The sequence below is a fragment of the Nodularia sp. LEGE 04288 genome, from assembly GCF_963896525.1.
Taxonomy (GTDB): domain Bacteria; phylum Cyanobacteriota; class Cyanobacteriia; order Cyanobacteriales; family Nostocaceae; genus Nodularia.
The window spans coordinates 37013-56052 of record NZ_CAWQOY010000011.1 but is presented as its reverse complement, the minus strand read 5'-3'; the positions used below and the strand labels follow the sequence as shown (position 1 = coordinate 56052).

Here is a 19040-nt window from a genome sequence, read left to right as displayed (position 1 = left end):
CTATCCATTACCCACAAAATTCTTAACAATCTTAAAACCCCCAAAGGGAGAGGCTAGGGCGTGTTTTCAAACTATAACCACAACAAAATGCAGGCGATCGTAATCATAGCTGTATAATTGGCTGCAAGTTTTTCATATCGGGTGGCAATGCGGCGAAATTGTTTGAGTCTGTTGATAGCGCGTTCGACAATGTTGCGTTGACGGTAGATTTCACGGTTAAAAGGGCCGCGTCGCGGTTCATTTGAGAGTCGTGGAATGGTGAGACGGATACCACGGCGGCGAAGGTAATTACGTATTCTCCGACCCGTGTACCCTTTATCTCCGACTAATCGTAAAGGGCGTAAACGTGGACGACCACGCCCAGAACGCTTGACTGCTCCTTGTTCCATCAATTGTTCTAGAAAAATGGACTCGTTTCTTTGTCCAGGGCTGAGAATAAACGTTATGGGTTTACCTTTACCTTCACAACGTATGTGTATTTTTGTACTAAACCCACTCGCGTGTTCGACCTAGTTTCTCCTCTTCTGCGCCCCTTTTTTTCCACCAGCTGCGTGTTGGTGGGCGCGGATCACTGTTCCATCAACGTAATGAACCTCCCAATCAAGCTTTCCTTGTTCGTCAGCGCTTGCTTGTAGATGTTCTAAGATTTGATTCCAGATTCCAGCTTTTTGCCATCGGTAAAACCTTGTGGCCACACTCTGCCACTTTCCATAACGTTCTGGTATATCCCGCCACGGTGCGCCTGTTCTCAGTATCCAAAGAATGCCATTCACAACTGTGCGGTGGTCATTATTTGGCTTCCCTGTTGGTGGCTTTTCTGGTGGTAGTAACGGTTTTAACCTCTCCCACTGTTCGTTGCTTAAGTCTGGTCTATTCATCATCACTACAACGCGATCGCCTATTTCTTAGGATACAACCAGTTTGAAAACACGCCCTAGCGCCAATGCGTGAGATATAAAGATGTAGTTCATTTAGCTGAAAATAGCTGTAACAAAGCTGAGTTTAATCAGCGCTCAATCCCGATTATGGTGCAACTACAACTTGATTACGTCCGGCGGCTTTGGCACGGTAGAGGGCAGCATCAGCAGCTTGTATCAGGGCTATGCCTGTGGTGCCGTGCTTTGGGAAGCCTGCAATGCCGAGTGATATGGTAAGGTTGCCCAAATGCTTTCCGTTGTAAGCAAGAGTCAGTTTGGCGATCGCCTCTCGAATTGCTTCTGCCTTAATAGTGGTTTCCTCTAGGGAAGATTCCGGCAGAACCAGGGTCATTTCTTCTCCCCCATAGCGACAGGCAATATCTGACCCACGCACCCTTTCTTTCAGTAGTGCGCCAATGGTTTGCAGCACATAGTCCCCGGCATCATGACCGTAGGTATCATTGAATCGCTTAAAGTGATCCACATCAATCATCACCACACCGATTGAGTGTTGCTTACGTTGGGCGCGATCAATTTCTTGTTTCAGGACTTCTTCCAGATACCGTCGGTTAAATAAACCAGTGAGAGGATCGCGGATGCTCTGATGTTGTAAGGTTTCCCGAAGATTGAGGTTAGCGATCGCCAGTGCTACCTGTTCGGCAACAGTACGCGCCATCTGTCGTTTAGCGTCGGGTAGGGCGGTAGGTGTATCGGTACTGAGGTAGAACAAACCCAAAGTCTCACCCTGGGCAATCATGGGGATGCAGAGGGTAATGGCTATCGCTTCATTTGCCGGGATATGCTGGCAGCGTAGCCCCGACCGATGGTGGTCGCAGGTATGCAATCGCCCCCGCCGCAATGCCCAGCAATCCTTGGGGTGAAAGTCGGGTGCAGATTGGAGGGAATCTCCCCAAGAGGACAGCATCTCCAATCGGTTACGAGACGGATTGGTAACAAACACTCCCCCTGTACAGCCAGGGAAGAGGGATTCCACCAAGCTGCTGAGGGCGGCACAGGCTTCTGCTACTGTCAGACAGGCTTGCAGAAAATCGCTGATTTCGCTCAAGATCAACATTTCGGCATGGCGTTGATCAAGGTCAGCAACACGCTCTTTCAGTTGTTGATTCACCAGTTTGAGCGCCAGTTCTGATTTTTTGATCAGCGTCACATCGCGAAAGGTGACAGCAAAGCCATCTCCCAATTTGACCGCAATATTTTCAAACCAAGACTCAAGCCCATCCTGGTTATAGTAAAACTCTCGCTGAATTGGCTCGCCAGTTTTCACCACGTGAACATAGAGATCAAACAAACCCTCATCTCGATTGCCAGGAAGTTCCTGCAACAGCCGCTTCCCAATCAGGTCATCTACTTGTCGTCCCACAAGGGAGTAGGCGGTGGGATTGCTCAACAGCCACTCAAAGTCGATGATCATGCCTTGGTCATCGCGTAAGGCACGAAACGCCATGATGCCATCCAAGGAACTATTTAAAACACTACTGAGTTGCATTTTCGAGGTTTTGAGTGCATCTTGAACAGTGACGAGTTCGGTAATGTCGGTGAGTAAACCAGTTATCCCCATGAACTTGCCGTGGTCATCTAACAACAGTGTTGCTGAGATGATCGCCCACAGATCAGTTCCGTCCTGGCGCTTAAACTTGAAGGAATGCTGTTCCTCAATGCCTTCTCGTCGCCTTTGCAGATAACTTTGGGCTTGGGGGAGGTCACCCGGAGCAATGAAATCTATGAGCGTGGTGTCTTTCATCTCGGACTCAGTGTAACCCAGCATGGTTGCCATCCTCTGGTTGACAAAGGTGGTTTTACCATCTGCATCCAGCATCCACACCCCTTCCAGAGTGGTTTCAATGATGTTGCGATAGCGGGATTCACTTTGCTGTAAGGCGAGTTCTGCCTGTTTGCGATCGCTGATATCTTTCATCAAACAGTAATGCCCGATGAATGCGCCCTGGTCATCGTGGTCTGTAATCATGATCACCTGCTTGTAAAACAGAGAGCCATCCTGACGCACCCCTCTGGCTTCAACATTTACCTTGCCCGTTTGCAGCATGGTTTCATAGGCCGATTCCAGAGCAGGTAAATCCTCTGGATAAACTGTCACCTTCCATCCCTGACCGATTAATTCATCACGTTCATAGCTACAAATCTCAGCATAGGCGCGGTTAACGCTGATGTATCGCCCAGTAGTATCTAAGCGGGCAATTCCTTCCACAGCGTTTTCTAATACCAGGTTAATGTGGCGGAGGTTATTTTCTGATTGTTTGCGATCAGTAATGTCAATATGACAACCAATTATCCGCATGGGATTGCCTTCGTTATCCCACTCAATCACTTGTCCTGAACACATCACCCAAACCGTTGAGCCATCCTTGTGACGATATCTGACTTCGTTGTAGTAGGGAATCTGCCCACGACTTTGAATATGTTGCTCAAAACAGGCTAAGACCCTGGTTAAATCCTCTGGAAAGATCAGTTTTTGCCAGGTTTGTGGTGAATTGGGGAGTTCGTGAGCATCATAGCCAAACATCCGTTTAAAGCCGGGGCTGAGGTATTCTTGATTTTCCTGAATATCCCAATCCCAATAGCCCGCCAGGATGATATCTAAGATATTCTCCAGGAGTTTGAGTTCATGACTGACTTGTTCCGCCTGACGCTGCATAGCTTCTGCACGCTGATGCTCAATTTCCAGTTGTTTGCGTTCAGTAATATCTTGCACTGTATAGGAAAATTGCGATCGCCCACTGTTGGCAATGCCGATAAATTGAACTGCGGCTAACAACCAGTAAGTCTGAGCCTCCGTTTCATGTTCATATTCAAATTGAACCGGCTTTTGCATCTCCTGGCTTTGGTGGTAGTGAAACAACCAAAGTTGGATATGCTCTGGTGGAACTCCAATTTCACTAGCCCATTTGTGGTCGAGGGCTTCGGGAGAAACCCCAAAAAACTTGAGGTTGGTTGGGTTATGGTATGTATGGAGAATGTCATTGTCTGATAATTCCACCACTCCCAGGATTAGGGGCGAAGATTCATAGAAGATGCGGAGTATCGTTGTTTGCTCCTGGAGAGTTTTTTCCACCTGGCGTTGCGCTGTCTCATCCCGCAAGATGGCGCGGGTGGCAATGGGTATCCCTGCTTCACAGCGGACATTGAGACTACCTTCCAGGAGAATCTTTTTTCCTGTTTTACTGACAAAGGCAATTTCCAGTGGCTCAACATGGTCAATTGCTCCCGATTGCAATTCCTGAAATATCCTTTGATAATCTGGTAGACACTCAGGGGCAATCAAGTTAAAGATAGTCAAAGCGGCAAGTTCATCGCGCTCGTAGCCCAGGGTGGTCAGCCATAGGCGGTTCACATAGAGAAACCGCCCATCCTGCAAAGAGACGCTCTGGATCAGGTCGCTGGCATTGTCAAAGAAATCTTCAAGTTGGGCGTTGCTCTGGCGCAGCTGAAGTTCGGCTTGGTTTCGTTCAGCTTCCAGACGTTGGCGATCGCGAATATCCCTGGCAATTTTCGATGTGCCAATTACCACACCGTTTTCGTCCCGAATCGGGGAAATGGTTAATCCTACATCTACTAAGCTGCCATCCTTATGTAACCGTTGGGTTTGGTAGGTATCAACCCACTCCCCTCGGTGGATGCGCTGTAAAATCAATTCGGCTTCCGACTGGCGCTCTGGTGGAATCATTCCCGTCACATACTGACCGATTACCTCCGAGGCGGTGTAGCCAAATAATCTTTCTGCCGCCTGATTCCAACTGGTGATCATGCCATCAAAGGTTTTGCTAATGATGGCATCCTGGGAAGATTCCACAATCGCCGCCAGTTGAAACCGTTCGTCTCGGCCTTGGCGCAGGGCAATTTCTGCTTGTTTGCGTTTAGTGATATTAATGCCAGAGGGAATCAGATGAGTGATTTTTCCAGTAGCGTCGCGGAGGGGATTGAGGGAAAAATCGATAATGATGCGATCGCCTCCCCGCACCTGCACCGGAATATCAAATCGCACGGAATTTCCTTGCTGGGCTTGGGCGATGGCCTCACGAATTTGTGCCTGTGCCTCTGAGGAGTAGCACCACCAGTAAGCATCAGCAAAGGGCTTGCCAATTACATCCTCAGTTATGCCAGCGACATCCAAGGGAGCTTGGTTGGACTCGATCAACACCCCATCGGGGGTTAACACCCAGACAAAGGTAAACAGACTATCAAGAACCTGGTGCAAAAAGGTTTCCCGTTGGTGCAATGCGATCGCGACTTCGTTGCACTCCTCTACTTTGGCTAAAAGTTGCTGATTAGCCTGTTCTAGTTCCTGGGTGCGAGTTGCGACCTGAGCTTCCAAATCCGCGTTTGCAGCTTGCAACTGAGCCACCAAGCCCGCTTGATGAATTGCGATGCCCAGATGAACGGCAATTTGTTGCACACCAGCAATTTCTGCATCTGGCCATGGGCGAGGAGCCGTACAGTTATGGACAATTAACAACCCCCAAAGCTGGGATGTACACAGCACTGGAACCACCAGGTTGGCTTTGACCTGAAATCCGGTCAGAAATTCGGCATGGCAGGGGGTGAGGTTGGCAGCAGCAACATCAGCGATCGCGCGGATCTGCTTTTCTTGATAGGATTCCAGCCAGCAGGACTCAAAACAGGTATCATGTACCACCCGATTCAACAACGACCACTGGGGATCGGCAACGGCTTCCACCACCACCTGACCGCTCCAATCAGGGTCAAATTGATATAGTAGTACGCGATCGCACTTAAGAAGTTGATGCACTTCGTCCGCAGTGGTTTGTAAAATCGTAGCCAGGTCTAAGGATTGACGGATCTGGAGAGCGATCATTGCCACCAAGTGATCCCAATTCATTATTTCTGCCGACTTTTACTAGATTATTCGCGATGGACAATTGCAAATAATTTGACTTTCTTTATTTTTACACATTTGAGATACTCCCTACTGAAAGTTTAACAGGGTTCATCCGTAATTTCTCTGAAATCAGTGAACATTTAGGAAGGCCGATGGTGGGGGATTTAGACCCGCCACCAACGCTTTTTGTGGATTTAACGCCGATATAGTCCGGGAGTTAAACCCAATTATCTCTCTTGACTGATAACTGATAACTGTTCACTGTTCACTGATAAGCTTCCATTGGCAGACAAGAACAAACAAAATTGCGATCGCCAAACGCCGCATCAACTCTTCCCACACTCGGCCAGAACTTATGTTCACGCGTCCAAGGCGCAGGGTAAGCAGCTTGTTCACGAGAATAGCCGTGATTCCATTCACCCACAATCAAACTTTGGGCAGTATGAGGTGCATTCTTCAAGAGATTATCTTGAATATCCATCTTTCCTGATTCAATTGCCGAGATTTCCCCACGAATAGCAATCAACGCATCACAGAAACGGTCTAACTCCTCCTTAGACTCGCTTTCCGTCGGTTCCACCATAATAGTACCAGCCACAGGCCAAGAGACAGTCGGCGCATGGAAACCATAATCTATCAGCCGCTTGGCAATATCATCGATTTCGATACTCGCAGATTTTTTGAGCGATCGCAAATCTAAAATACACTCATGGGCAACTAAATCATTTTTCCCCTTATACAGCACCGGATAGTAATCACTGAGTCTGTGGGCGATGTAATTAGCATTGAGAATTGCCACCTTCGTTGCATCAGTCAAACCCTCAGCACCCATCATGGCAATGTACATCCAGGAAATCACTAAAATACTAGCACTACCCCAAGGCGCAGCTGCGATCGCCCCAATCTGAGAATGCTGAGTCTTAGGTACAACAGGATGTCCAGGAAGGAACGGTACAAGATGTTCCGCCACACCAATCGGTCCCATACCAGGGCCCCCGCCACCATGAGGAATACAAAAAGTTTTGTGCAGATTTAAATGACAGACATCCGCGCCAATATCGCCAGGACGGCAAATACCCACTTGGGCATTCATATTCGCCCCATCCATATAAACTTGTCCACCGTGACTATGCACAACAGCGCAGATTTCCTGAATTCCTTCCTCAAACACACCGTGAGTTGAAGGATAAGTCACCATTAAAGCCGCCAGTTGCTGACTGTGTTTTTCAGCCTTCCCTTGCAAATCATCTAGGTCAATATTACCGAATTTATCACAAGCCACAGCCACCACCTTCATGCCGCACATCACCGCACTAGCTGGATTAGTTCCATGTGCTGATTCCGGAATCAAACAGATATTGCGGTGTCCTTCCCCACGAGTTTCGTGATATTGCCGAATCACTAAAAGTCCTGCGTATTCCCCTTGAGAACCAGCATTAGGTTGGAGAGAAACTCCTGCAAATCCCGTAATTTCAGCCAACCATGCCTCAAGTTGCTGGAACAGAATTTGATAACCCCGTGTTTGTGACGGTGGCGCAAAAGGATGAATCTTGCCAAATTCCTCCCAAGTCACCGGAATCATCTCAGATGTTGCATTCAACTTCATTGTGCAGGAACCCAAAGGAATCATCGATGTAGTTAAAGACAAATCCTTCGTTTCTAGCTGATGCAGATAACGCAACAACTCAGTTTCTGAATGATAGCGATTGAATACAGGATGAGTCAGATAGTTACTGGTACGGGGGAAGGGGATGTGAGAAGATGGGGGTAATTCTTCTATGGTAAAGGGAAGATGATCTGTACCTGCAAAAATCTGCCAGAGGTCAATTAAATCTTCTGGTGTCGTGGTTTCGTCTAAGGAAATCCCCACAGATGTAGCATCGAAAATCCGCAGATTAATATTTCGCCCTTGACAAGCTTCCAGAATAGCTTTGACAGATTGTGTACCTAAATCCACTTGCAGCGTATCAAAGAAATGTTCAGAATTAATCTTGTATCCTAACCGCTTCAATCCTGCTGCCAAAGTGACAGTTAACTGGTGAACATTCTCAGCAATATTCCTGATACCATCCGCACCATGATATACAGCGTACATACTCGCCATCACTGCCAATAAAACCTGTGCCGTACAGATATTACTAGTTGCTTTTTCTCTACGAATGTGCTGTTCACGGGTTTGCAAAGCCAGACGTAAAGCGGGTTTACCTTGAGCATCTTTTGATACTCCCACAATTCGCCCTGGAACCAGCCGTTTATACTCTGCTTTCGTAGCGAAGTAAGCCGCATGAGGTCCCCCAAACCCCAAGGGAATACCAAAGCGCTGAGTACTGCCCACAGCAATATCAGCCCCAAATTCTCCAGGTGGCGTGAGTAAAGTTAAACTTAAAGGATCTGCCGCTACCGTCACCAATGCACCCTCAGCATGGGCTTTTTCAATAAAAGCGCGGTAGTCGTAAATCGTGCCATCACTGGCGGGATATTGCAGAACAGCCCCAAAAATCGGTTCAGCAAAATCAAATGTCTGATGATCACCGATAATGATCTTAATCCCCAAGGGTTTAGCCCTAGTTTTTAACACATCGATAGTTTGGGGATGGCAATTCTCAGAGACAAAATAAGCATTTGCCTGATTTTTGCACACACCATAACTGAGACTCATAGCTTCGGCTGCGGCTGTCGCTTCATCAAGTAAGGAAGCATTGGCAATTTCCAACCCTGTGAGGTCAATAATCATCGTCTGAAAATTCAGCAGCGCTTCCAGTCTTCCTTGGGCAATTTCTGGCTGATAGGGAGTATAGGCTGTATACCAACCAGGATTTTCCAGAATATTCCGTTGAATGACCGGGGGAGTGATACAGTCGTAGTATCCCGTACCGATATATGAACGGCACACCTGATTTTTGGCAGCAATTTGTTTTAATCTTGCCAGTGCTGCATACTCACTTTGGGCTGGTGGTAACTTGAGGCTTTTCTGGAGTCGAATACCCTGCGGTACTGTTTTGTCAATCAGGGAGTCCAGATTTTGTAAACCCAAAACCTCAAGCATTTGCTGGATGTCATCAGAGTTAGGGCCAATATGTCGTTGTGCGAAATTACTTGACTTGGGACTCCTTTGACTCACCATCGGTGAATGGCTTGATTTAGGAAGAGGCGGGTAATGTACCACAAGTTGAACTCCAAACGTAACTATTTCATATTTTGCAACAAATACTCATAATAAGTGGGAGTCGCAGATTAATTCATCTAAATTTCATCGCTGATTTTTGAACAAAATTGTTTAACCAATTTGCAAAGCATTTCTTCCTTCTCTTTCTTCTCTTTCTTCACTTGGCGTACTTCTCCCTTGGCGTACTTGGCGTACTTGGCGGTTCGTTTAAAAAAAAATTGATTTTGACAAAGTGTTTGAACCATAACTGAACCATATTTTCTCAGGAATTAGGAATAATTCAGGAAAAACAAACCACAGAGGACGCAGAGGACACAGAGTCAAGAGAGGTCAGCAGATGTCTATTGTGAAGTGGGGGAGTAAATTAAGAATTATTCCCCCTGACTCTTCTACTCGCCTTCTACTAGGGCGCGATACTCATCGGCTGTCAAAGCATCCAGAACTTCATCTGCATCATTGACACGTACTTTTAATAGCCAGGCTTCCCCATAAGGGTCATCTGCTATTTCTTCGGGAGATTCAATCAAAGCTTCATTGCGTTCTATGACTGTGCCGGTGACTGGTGAATTCAGGTCTTCAACGGCTTTCACAGATTCAATTGTGCCAAAAGTTTCACCCTTGGTCAGCAAATCACCAATGTCTGGTAATTCCAAAAATACGACATCACCCATTTGGTCTACAGCAAATTCAGTAATGCCAATGGTGCCAATTTCACCATCTAGCCGCACATATTCATGAGTATCCAGGTATCTAAAATCCTGCGGATATTCAAACGACATATCAGTTTTCCTTCGATATCAAAATAGTTAGCGCCCCAAAGTTATCCAAGTTATGGTCGGTTATTAACCATAGTTGAGATTGAGTAACTCAACACACATTATCAGCTAGTGACACGATTTTTGGCGCGATAAAAGGGACGTTTTACTACAACGCCTGGGTAAGTTTTGCCCCGAATTTCTACCTCTAGCTGTTGACAAACCTTTGCTAGCTGTGTACGAACGTAGGCTAAGGCTATGGGATAACCAAGTGTAGGCGATAATGTCCCACTAGTAATTTCTCCCACAACTTCACCTGCTGAGACAACTGGGTAGCCGTGACGGGCGATATTACGCCCTGACATTTGTAAGCCGATTAATCGCTTCTGCACTCCATCGGCTTTTTGCTGTGCTAAAACTTCTCGACCGATAAAATCACCTTTGGTATCGAGGTGAACCAGCCAACTCAAACCTGCTTCTAGGGGTGTGGTGGTGTCGTCGATATCTTGTCCATAAAGTGCCATTGCTGCTTCTAGTCGCAGGGTATCTCTAGCACCAAGTCCGCAGGGGGTAACGCCAGCTTGATAAAGTTTTTCCCACAATTCTACTCCGACTTCTGGATCAACCATCACCTCAAAACCATCTTCGCCGGTGTAACCTGTGCGGGCTATAAAAGCAGGTTTACCCAGTATTGTTGCGGGGAGATGACCAAAGGCTTTAATTGGTTCTAAGTCTGACTCTACTAAGGCCTGGAGATATTTCGCTGCTTTTGGCCCTTGGACGGCAATTAAAACTTTTTCTGGCGATAGGTCTTGAAATTCTACCTGATTGAGATCAAGCTGTTGTAATAGCCATGCTTGATCTTTATCTGTGGTTGAGGCATTGACAATAATTACAGCCTGTTGTCTACCAGTGGCATCTTCACCCTGAAAATAGACAATGATATCGTCAATAATTCCCCCTTGGGGATTTAACAATACGGTGTATTGCGCTTGACCTGGTTGCAATCGGTGCAAGTCTGAAGGCACTAAACGCTGAAGTTGGTCAATTAGGTGTTTACCTTGGAGGGTAAATTTGCCCATGTGGGAAATATCGAACATTCCAGCGGCGTTTCTCACTGCTTCGTGTTCTTTGCTAATACCAGCAAATTGTACAGGCATTTCCCAACCGCCAAAGCTGGTAAAGCGGGCTTTGAGTTCTGCACTCCTTTGATATAGGGGGGTTCGCGCTAGGGCTTGGGTGATGTCTTGTTGATTAGCCACAGGTATTTTTGCGATCGCACGTCAATATCTCTATATCCTAAGAGATGGTTGATAGTTTGACAGGCAAGCGACGCTACGCGGAAGTCAAAAGTCAAAAGTCAAAAAATCTCAGGCTTTTCATTGACTGGGAATGGTTGGTTTATTTAGACGATTTACAAATCTCTGGCAAATCACAACAGTTGGAGTTAGCTGTAAGGTTTAATGGTAAATAGTGCAATTGTTGAGATTTGTTAATAAAAGATTATGAAGTATTGGCAACTACTGGCTAGCTGTGTTTTAGCTATGGTTCTGTTTTTGTTTCCCCTCTCGGCGCAAGCTGCTAGTTCTTCCAGCATTACCCGTTCTGTGGGTGATGAAGTTGAGATTAAGGATTACTCTGGTCAAAATTTGGTGGGATCTGAGTTTACCAATGTGATTTTAGAGAATACTAATTTTAGCAATGCTGATTTCCGTGGCGGCGTATTTAACGGTTCGCTGTTGGAGGGAGTGAATATGCATGGTGTCGATTTTAGTGATGGTATCGCTTATTTGACACAGTTCAAGGGTGGGGATTTCACTGATGCGATATTCACTAACGCCATGATGTTACGTTCGGTTTTTGATGATGTTGACATCACGGGGGCTGATTTTACCAATGCAATTTTAGATGGGACGCAGATTAAAAAACTCTGCACTCAGGCTAGTGGGGTGAATTCTCAGACTGGTGTGGATACTCGCGAGTCTTTGGAATGTAGATAAAAGAAGGAACTTCAACCTACCAAGGCTACGGTGTACACAGAAGTGATCGAATCGCCCCCTAACCCCCAATTATGGGGGAACAAGATTTTTCAAAGTCCCCCAAACTTGAGGGATTTAGGGGGCAAAACAGGCTCAAAGGCAGACAGACAAGACTTGTGTGTACACCGTAGCGCCAGCGAGGAGGGGAACCGGATTTACAGTGCAATTCGGTTTGTAGGGCGTGAGGTTCTGTATCAAAAGCGGAGAAAATACATCAGCTGGGCGATCGCCTCACCAGGTAGATCCAACCGTCGCTGTAAATCAGCCAAGTTGCGGTAAAGCCCAGCCGATAGACGATTTTGAACGACAGCCTCAGCCAGAGATACATCCATAAAAGGAATTGTCACTAATTGTTCAACCGTCGCCGTATTCGGGTTAACTAACTGAGTCGGATAATCTAAAGATTCGTTGTCATAGTAAATAAAAATTAGCAGAGGCTTTAAGGGTTCGAGTCGCTGAGTCGGTATAGCTAAAGCCGCAGCCACATCTTCAATGCAGTAAAATTTAACACCAGAGCGGGAAAGTTCCACAAGCGATCGCCCTTGGTGAATTGACAAACCAGGTAGCCGTAACCAATCATCCACAGTCGCTTGATTCGCATCAATCCGTATCCCCAATTTTACCGCCAGCTGAATTTCCTCCCCAGACTGTAATCGATAATAAGGGTCATTGAGGAGTTTGGCACGGAGTTTTTGCAACTTGGAATTTAAAGGTAGCCAGTTCATATTTTTTGGTTCATCAAGAAATTTGGTCTAGCAGCTGGCGGCGCTTTTGCTCAAATTCGTACTCAGTAATCAGTCCATCTTGACGCAGAGTATCTAACTCACGCACAGCGTTAGCGATCGCTTCCACCTGATTACTCCTTTGTGGTGAGTTCTTCACTGCTGACTTACCCAAATTAAAATGACGGTCAAAAGCTTCCTCATCTTGCGCTAAATACCAAACGCCCTCAATAGCGCTGGCTACCTTGGGGATAGGTGTCCAGGAAAGCAACACATACAACACACCCCACAACGGTTGTCCCAAATAAAACTTATGTAACCCGGAAATAGTCAGCGTCCCGGATAAAGCTAAAATTGCCGCAATGCTGCGACTTTTGCGTTTTGTTAACATCTTCCCCATCAACCTACCACGACCACAGTTTCTTTAAGGATATGATACATAGCCGATGTGTGGAGCGGTTTAATATAGACTTTAAACGCAGTGCTACTAGGGAACTGTGGAAAATACCACCCGAAAACCGCATATCCTCAAACCACCATCAGAATCATTCCAACTCCGGCTAGCGCTACGACAAAGTTCTGCACTAAAACTCCAAGAACCGCCACGTAATAAGCGACGATAAAAGTCACCCTCAACTTCCCAGGCCGTTCCATCAGCAGGTGCGCCCCGATAATCATTATGCCAAGTATCAGCACACCACTCCCACACCAGCCCGTGCATATCATACAATCCGAAAGCGTTTGCCACCTCAAAACTGCCGACATCGGTTGTTTCTTTGCAGCTACAATTCACTAAATCACTGGTAATCATTTCCCCAAAGTGGAACGAAGTCGTAGTTCCGGCGCGACAAGCATATTCCCATTCAGATTCGCTGGGTAAACGATATTCACGTCCGGTTTTTGCGGACAGTCTGGCGCAAAATTCTACCGCTTCGTACCAAGAGACTCTTTCTACAGGAAGATTAGCACCTTTAAATTTTGAGGGATGAGGATTTAACCGTTGTTTGACTTGAGGTAAAGCGGCTACAGCTTTCCATTGAGCTTGAGTTACGGGATATTTACCCATAAAGAATGGGTTGAGAATCACTTCGTGTTGAGGACGTTCGTCAGCATCTCCTTCAAACTCTGGCGAACCCATCATGAAACTACCACCGGGAATTGACACCATTTCCAGTGTTATGGCTTGGCTGATTTTTTCGGCAAAAAATTTGGCGCTCAGGAAATTGCGGTTGACTTCTCTACCTGCTGTATCTAGTGTAACTACTTCAAACTTAAATGTTTCTAAGGGGGGTAATGGAGGTGTGACTTTCTTTGGTGGTGGTAATTTGATTAATACAGGTAAAGGAATTTCTCGACCTTTTACTTCAATAGCCGTTTTTTTGAGAGATTTCAAATCATTGATCACCTCTGTGGCTGTTTGATATCTTTCACTCGCTAAATGTTTTAATAATTTATTTAAAATTTGGCTTAATTCGTCGCCGATAGTCATGCCTTTTTTCTGTAATTCTTCTTGCCATAACCAATTACCGTTCATGGCATCATAAAGAGGATCATTAATTTCCCCATAAGTATTTTGGCATGGTAAACATTGCGTTAACAGACGCACGCAAGTTACACCCAAAGCATATAAATCACTTCCATGACAAGGAAATCCCGCCATTTGTTCAGATGGTGCATAACCAATGGTATAAATCACCGTAGCTTGTCTAGCTAAAGTTGTTTGTGTGACCTGTTTAGCACCACCAAAGTCAATTAATACTGGTTTCCCATCACTGTCACGGCGAATGATGTTTTCTGGTTTGATATCTCGATGAATCACGTTAGCAGCATGAACAAATTGCAGAACTGGTAATAAATCAGTTAAAAGCTGGTAAATTTGCTCTTCAGTAAAAGGTTTTTGCTGAACTTCTTGTAAAAGAGTTTGCCCTTCGATAAATTCTTGCACCAGATACAAGCTGGAACCTTGTTCAAAATAAGCCAATAATCTGGGAATTTGAGTATGATTTTCTCCTAATTCATATAACCGAAATGCCTCTTCTTTGAAAAATTCGGCGGCTTTGTTGCGTTGGATTGTACCTTGAACTTGAGGAAAAAATTGTTTGATGACGCAAGGCGCATTCAGTCTGTCTGCGTCTTCAGTTGCATAAGTTCTGCTAAATCCACCTTCACCTAAAAGTCTCAAGACGCGATAGCGATTTCGCATAAATTTGCCAAAGTTACTTTGTCCGCAACTCATGCAAAATCTATTGCCTTCAGGGTTGAATGGATTCGAGCAATTGGGATTTTGGCAAATTTGCATAATGAGGAGGAAATAGCATCTTATCCAAAGTTAGCCCCAATGAGATCAAATTCAAAATACATATATAGACAAATCAACCTGAACTACATCTGCATATATACTTATAGGAAAAATAGACAGGCAGAAATTTAATTTATATTTGGTTCTAGGTAGTATTTAAATACGAATAATTCGGAGATTATATATTTTGAATTTTGATCACAAGAGAAATAATATTGTGAAACTCTGGAATTTGTCAAGTCTGTCTCTATCCGGTTAATTTTGTACAGTTTACCAGTTATTTATTGTGATCAAAAGCACGAATAAATTCAGCTATAAAGGCGACAATTGCCGATACTGTAATCAGGAGAACACTCAAAGCATTCATATCAGGCTGAACTCCTGTTCTAATGCGACTAAAAATTTCTAGAGGTAGGGTGTTAGAACCGCTACCTGATGTGAAACTGGCAATGAGAAAGTCATCTAAACTCAGTACAAAAGCTAGGAGACAGCCAGCTATAATACCAGGCATTAACTGAGGTAGTAATACTTTTATAAATGCTTGGATTGGTGTCGCGCCTAAATCTAACGCTGCTTCTTCTAAGTGGGGATCTAAATTTGTCAGTCTGGAAGAAACTACAACTCCGATATAAGCTAGGCAAAATACGATATGAGCGGCAATAATTGTCCACAAACTCAAGGGAACGGCAAAGGCGGCGAGAAAAACTAAAGTAGCTACTGCGATCGCAATATCTGGAATAATTAATGGTAGGTAAGAAATACCACGATACAAATTCTTACCCAAAAACTGATAACGTGCCAATCCTACCGCCATTAAGGTTCCCAACACAGCCGAAATACCCACCGCACAAAAGGCCACTATCAAACTATTTTTCAAAGCTGATAAAATCCGCTCGTCGCTGAATAATTTGTAGTACCAATCAAGAGTGAATCCTTGCCAAGATGCACTGTAGGGAGACTGGTTGAAGCTATAAAAGCCCAGTACCAGTATAGGCAAATACATAAATACATATAGAACTACTGTGAAAACCGCCTGCCAGGAGACACGCGGTTTTTTTGATGAAGAAATATGCACGTTTAGTATATTTGTGATTTTTTATAACTGATGAACGTGTTCTGTATAACATAAATATTTTACATTGTCAAGAGTGGGGAAGTAGGGAGTGGAAAAGTGGGAAATACTCCTTCTTCAGATGCATAGATTTTATTACCTTCTGGCTGTGGGGTGAGACGAACAAAAATCAGAGACGAGGAAAAACATCCGAAAAACTTGGTTCCAGAAATTGAATTTTGGGAAAAAATTGCCAAATTTAACCAACATTTTCCAGAAAATCGCCAAGATTAGATTAGCTGAATTTTTAAATAAAAATAATCTAATTTATGTCCTAAAAAAAGCCATATTTCCCTACAAAGGTAGAAAGGAAATTTAGGATATGGACAATATAATTTTAATGAACCTGTTTATAAAATTGGTATTGAATTGAATTTGAAAGTGCTAATTAAATCCTTTTAAGGCACTGGAAAAACAGCCAACAGATAGATCGTTTTCAGCTTATTTTGCAGGAGTTTTGTGATGCGAATTGCTCAAATTGCCCCATTATTAGAGAGAGTACCGCCTCCAGCTTATGGCGGAATAGAGTTAGTGGTAGGATTACTAACTGATGAATTAGTTCGCCGGGGACATGAAGTTACGCTATTTGCTTCAGGAGATTCTATTAGTTTGGCAAAGCTAGTATCAGTTCATCCCCGTGCCTTAAGACTCGATCCAGACGTGAAAGAACATAACATATATGAAATGTTACAACTAGGTTTTGTCTATGAACGGGCAGAGGAATTTGACATTATTCATTCCCATGTATGCTGTGCGGCACTACCCTATGCGAATCTGATTAAAACACCCACGATTCATACCTTACATGGTATTTTTACCCCTGATAACGAAAAGATGTTTCAGTATGCTAAAAACCAACCTTTTGTGAGTATTTCCAATGCCCAGAGGGAACTCAGGTTAGGCTTAAACTATGTATCAACGGTTTACAATGGGATTGATGTTAACAGTTATAAATTTCATCCCCAACCGGATAATCCACCATACTTGGCGTTTTTAGGGCGGATATCTCCGGAGAAAGGCACACACTTAGCGATCGCCATTGCTAAACAAACAGGTTACCATTTGAAAATCGCCGGGAAGGTCGATGTAGTTGACCAAGAATACTTTGAGGAACAAATCAAGCCACACATCGATGGTCAGCAAATTGAGTATTTGGGTGAAGCAAACCATAGCCAAAAAAATGCCCTGATGGGAGGTGCAGTCGCAACTCTTTTCCCCATCACTTGGCGAGAACCTTTTGGGTTAGTGATGGTAGAATCAATGGCAGCAGGTACACCCGTGATTGCGATGAAACTCGGATCTACTGTTGAGGTAATTAAACACGGAAAGTCTGGCTTTCTATGCAATAACGTGGCAGAATTTATTAGTGCTATTGATCAGGTAAGGCAGTTAGACCGCTATGTTTGCCGAGAGTATGTCGAAAATTACTTTAGCCTGCAACAAATGACCGATGGTTATGAGGCAGTATATCGGCAAATTATCCAAGAAAAATCTGCTCAAAATGCTAATATCCAGGATGTGGTGAGTCTAGGTATGAGCAGCAATTCCTGAGATGCTTCATTTTCAGAAATAGTTATAGGTAATTGAGAATGGGTAACTGACACAAACCATGAGCAATTACCTAAAATAAAGTTGATGATTCCGCACTAGCGAGTAGCCCTTGGCAACACTGGGAGAAAACTGGTGCGCGTGTTGATTAAAGAATTACAATTAGAAATGATGGAAAATACATTATTTGATCAAACATTCCGTGACAGCAATGGCGAAATTGTTTTAGCTCAGATGCCAAACCTACCGCTGATTGTTTGGATAGTAGCTAGTATATTAGCTCTAATTTTTACAGATGGCAAAGTTAATACAGTGTTAGACGTACTGGCAAATGGTTCCTTATTTACTTGGGCGTGGATGGAATTATTTCAAGGTGTTAATTACTTTCGCAGAGCGCTAGGTCTTGCAGTATTTATTGGTATTATCGGCTCAAAAATCCTGTAGATTAAATTGCCTGCGCTACCCTCGGCAAGCGTCAAAGTCTTGTTCAGTAGTAGCAGGAAAAAGCTGCATAATGCCTGTCCCTCGCTGACCTGATTTTTCTTTGCTGCCCCTACTTATTGAGCAGATACAATAAATCTGGACTTGATCTCAATGAAAACTGCTGTAATCGCTCCATTCTGTTTTAGGGGCCAGAAAACACAGCTTGTTCTATATCTTCGCGACTGAGAGAATATTTAAATGAGCGTTGCATTTCTTGGTCATTTTCTCCAGATTTGATATATCTGACTGTAATTTGCTCAACATCAAGCCACAGTTCAGCTTGCCAACTAGGTCGTTTTACACGCCAACAATGTAGCTCATTTTCATCTTGTTGACAGCCTTGCTCTTTTAACCACTTCTCGATTTGTGGTAGCGAATGACTATATAAAGGTGTGTCAGGGGTAAGCATAAAAAACTCAATAAAACAACTCAAAAATTCAAATTTATCACTAAAAAATCAAAATTCAATAATCTTAACTTGTCCAGGGCTGGGGACTAGTACCGCCGTGAAGTCAAAAGTCAAAAGTCAAAAGTCAAAAAGCTGATAAAATGGGCTTTTCATGGATTTTGAATGGTCTGTTTATTTACACCAACTTGTACTAGAGAAATATGGGTAATTTGTGCTGGGGTAACTTGGCTGGGGATGCTGCTGTCACCACGAATCAGACCAACAGCGATCGCTACTAATACACAACCTGCCAAGGTTAAGCCTAACACAAATAATACAAAGATTTCTCCGGCTGATAAGGGGCGATCGCTGGCATCGAGATACATTGATTTTGAGTAATCGTAAGGTTTACGCACCGGATGGTTTAAATCCGTTGGTGCTTGAATTACTCCAAACCGAGAATAGCCAATTTTCACATCATAACTTAAACGCCGTTCTGGACTACTGAGAGTGGCGTAAGCTTCATTAATTTGCTGAAATTTGGTAGTCGCAACCGTAGCAGGTAATTCTGTAGTATCTGGATGATACTGTTTACTCAATTCCCAATAAGCGCGACGAATATCAATCACCGATGCTGAGGGATGCAGTCCTAGCAGTCCGTAATATGTTGTATTCTTGCTGATTTGTCGCTTTGTCCCGTTTTCAGTCACGGCTTTGATTCACTTTGCTCCAATTC

General features: G+C 44.3%; 15 protein-coding genes and 1 pseudogene. 4 read left to right on the top strand and 12 right to left on the bottom strand.

Annotation, left to right across the window (positions count from 1 at the left end):
- Positions 1-71 precede the first annotated feature (71 nt).
- From AACX33_RS00970 to gcvT, 6 genes and pseudogenes are all read right to left on the bottom strand, one after another.
- Positions 72-878: pseudogene (locus AACX33_RS00970) on the bottom strand (IS5 family transposase).
- A 145-nt stretch (positions 879-1023) separates the two neighbouring features.
- On the bottom strand, positions 1024-5793 hold the full coding sequence (locus tag AACX33_RS00965; RefSeq protein ID WP_194001175.1) for a PAS domain S-box protein: 4770 nt from the start codon (positions 5791-5793) through the stop codon (positions 1024-1026).
- Positions 5794-6058: 265 nt separating this feature from the next.
- Complete coding sequence (gene gcvP, locus AACX33_RS00960) at positions 6059-8917, bottom strand: aminomethyl-transferring glycine dehydrogenase (RefSeq protein ID WP_194001382.1); 2859 nt, start codon at positions 8915-8917, stop codon at positions 6059-6061.
- Between the two features lie 119 nt (positions 8918-9036).
- A complete protein-coding gene (locus tag AACX33_RS00955; RefSeq protein WP_194001173.1) occupies positions 9037-9204 on the bottom strand; it encodes a hypothetical protein in 168 nt (55 codons plus the stop codon).
- A gap of 144 nt (positions 9205-9348) precedes the next feature.
- Positions 9349-9738, bottom strand: coding sequence for a glycine cleavage system protein GcvH (gene gcvH / locus AACX33_RS00950; RefSeq protein ID WP_194001171.1), 390 nt, complete (start codon positions 9736-9738; stop codon positions 9349-9351).
- A 101-nt stretch (positions 9739-9839) separates the two neighbouring features.
- Positions 9840-10976 carry a glycine cleavage system aminomethyltransferase GcvT gene (gcvT, locus tag AACX33_RS00945; RefSeq protein ID WP_194001169.1) on the bottom strand — a complete coding sequence of 379 codons (1137 nt, stop codon included), beginning with the start codon at positions 10974-10976 and terminating at the stop codon, positions 9840-9842.
- Between the two features lie 44 nt (positions 10977-11020).
- Between gcvT and AACX33_RS00940 the strand changes: the two genes are divergently transcribed.
- A complete protein-coding gene (locus AACX33_RS00940; protein WP_194001167.1) occupies positions 11021-11188 on the top strand; it encodes a hypothetical protein in 168 nt (55 codons plus the stop codon).
- A gap of 31 nt (positions 11189-11219) precedes the next feature.
- Positions 11220-11714 (top strand): pentapeptide repeat-containing protein, encoded by a 495-nt coding sequence (locus tag AACX33_RS00935; RefSeq protein ID WP_194001165.1) that lies wholly within the window; start codon positions 11220-11222, stop codon positions 11712-11714.
- A 233-nt stretch (positions 11715-11947) separates the two neighbouring features.
- On the opposite strand, the gene AACX33_RS00930 is transcribed toward AACX33_RS00935, so the two are convergent.
- From AACX33_RS00930 to AACX33_RS00915, 4 genes are all read right to left on the bottom strand, one after another.
- Positions 11948-12478, bottom strand: coding sequence for a helix-hairpin-helix domain-containing protein (locus tag AACX33_RS00930; protein ID WP_194001163.1), 531 nt, complete (start codon positions 12476-12478; stop codon positions 11948-11950).
- Positions 12479-12491: 13 nt separating this feature from the next.
- Entirely contained in the window at positions 12492-12866 is a 375-nt protein-coding gene (locus tag AACX33_RS00925; protein ID WP_194001161.1) for an NINE protein, read from the bottom strand.
- 96 nt (positions 12867-12962) lie between these two features.
- Entirely contained in the window at positions 12963-14774 is a 1812-nt protein-coding gene (locus AACX33_RS00920; RefSeq protein ID WP_194001159.1) for a bifunctional serine/threonine-protein kinase/formylglycine-generating enzyme family protein, read from the bottom strand.
- A gap of 277 nt (positions 14775-15051) precedes the next feature.
- Complete coding sequence (locus tag AACX33_RS00915) at positions 15052-15777, bottom strand: ABC transporter permease (protein ID WP_194001149.1); 726 nt, start codon at positions 15775-15777, stop codon at positions 15052-15054.
- A gap of 570 nt (positions 15778-16347) precedes the next feature.
- Between AACX33_RS00915 and AACX33_RS00910 the strand changes: the two genes are divergently transcribed.
- Both AACX33_RS00910 and AACX33_RS00905 read left to right on the top strand, forming a co-directional pair.
- Positions 16348-17436, top strand: coding sequence for a glycosyltransferase family 4 protein (locus AACX33_RS00910; RefSeq protein WP_194001147.1), 1089 nt, complete (start codon positions 16348-16350; stop codon positions 17434-17436).
- A gap of 168 nt (positions 17437-17604) precedes the next feature.
- Entirely contained in the window at positions 17605-17877 is a 273-nt protein-coding gene (locus AACX33_RS00905; protein WP_194001380.1) for a hypothetical protein, read from the top strand.
- A 181-nt stretch (positions 17878-18058) separates the two neighbouring features.
- Here AACX33_RS00905 and AACX33_RS00900 read toward each other — a convergent pair whose 3' ends face one another.
- Together AACX33_RS00900 and AACX33_RS00895 are read right to left on the bottom strand one after the other, a co-directional pair.
- Positions 18059-18325, bottom strand: a complete 267-nt coding sequence (locus AACX33_RS00900) for a DUF3143 domain-containing protein (protein ID WP_194001145.1) — start codon at positions 18323-18325, stop codon at positions 18059-18061.
- Between the two features lie 149 nt (positions 18326-18474).
- Positions 18475-19014 carry a DnaJ domain-containing protein gene (locus tag AACX33_RS00895; protein ID WP_194001143.1) on the bottom strand — a complete coding sequence of 180 codons (540 nt, stop codon included), beginning with the start codon at positions 19012-19014 and terminating at the stop codon, positions 18475-18477.
- Between the last annotated feature and the right edge of the window lie 26 nt (positions 19015-19040).

Excerpts from the sequence above, each read along its gene's own strand:
- AACX33_RS00900 (WP_194001145.1), bottom strand. The coding sequence starts at position 18,325 with ATGCTTACCCCTGACACACCTTTATATAGTCATTCGCTACCACAAATC.
- AACX33_RS00910 (WP_194001147.1), top strand. The coding sequence starts at position 16,348 with ATGCGAATTGCTCAAATTGCCCCATTATTAGAGAGAGTACCGCCTCCA.
- gcvH (WP_194001171.1), bottom strand. The coding sequence starts at position 9,738 with ATGTCGTTTGAATATCCGCAGGATTTTAGATACCTGGATACTCATGAA.
- AACX33_RS00935 (WP_194001165.1), top strand. The coding sequence starts at position 11,220 with ATGAAGTATTGGCAACTACTGGCTAGCTGTGTTTTAGCTATGGTTCTG.
- AACX33_RS00925 (WP_194001161.1), bottom strand. The coding sequence starts at position 12,866 with ATGTTAACAAAACGCAAAAGTCGCAGCATTGCGGCAATTTTAGCTTTA.
- AACX33_RS00930 (WP_194001163.1), bottom strand. The coding sequence starts at position 12,478 with ATGAACTGGCTACCTTTAAATTCCAAGTTGCAAAAACTCCGTGCCAAA.
- AACX33_RS00915 (WP_194001149.1), bottom strand. The coding sequence starts at position 15,777 with ATGTATTTGCCTATACTGGTACTGGGCTTTTATAGCTTCAACCAGTCT.
- AACX33_RS00920 (WP_194001159.1), bottom strand. The coding sequence starts at position 14,774 with ATGCAAATTTGCCAAAATCCCAATTGCTCGAATCCATTCAACCCTGAA.
- AACX33_RS00955 (WP_194001173.1), bottom strand. The coding sequence starts at position 9,204 with ATGGTTCAAACACTTTGTCAAAATCAATTTTTTTTTAAACGAACCGCC.
- AACX33_RS00940 (WP_194001167.1), top strand. The coding sequence starts at position 11,021 with ATGGTTGATAGTTTGACAGGCAAGCGACGCTACGCGGAAGTCAAAAGT.
- AACX33_RS00965 (WP_194001175.1), bottom strand. The coding sequence starts at position 5,793 with ATGAATTGGGATCACTTGGTGGCAATGATCGCTCTCCAGATCCGTCAA.
- AACX33_RS00905 (WP_194001380.1), top strand. The coding sequence starts at position 17,605 with ATGGAAAATACATTATTTGATCAAACATTCCGTGACAGCAATGGCGAA.
- gcvP (WP_194001382.1), bottom strand. The coding sequence starts at position 8,917 with ATGGTGAGTCAAAGGAGTCCCAAGTCAAGTAATTTCGCACAACGACAT.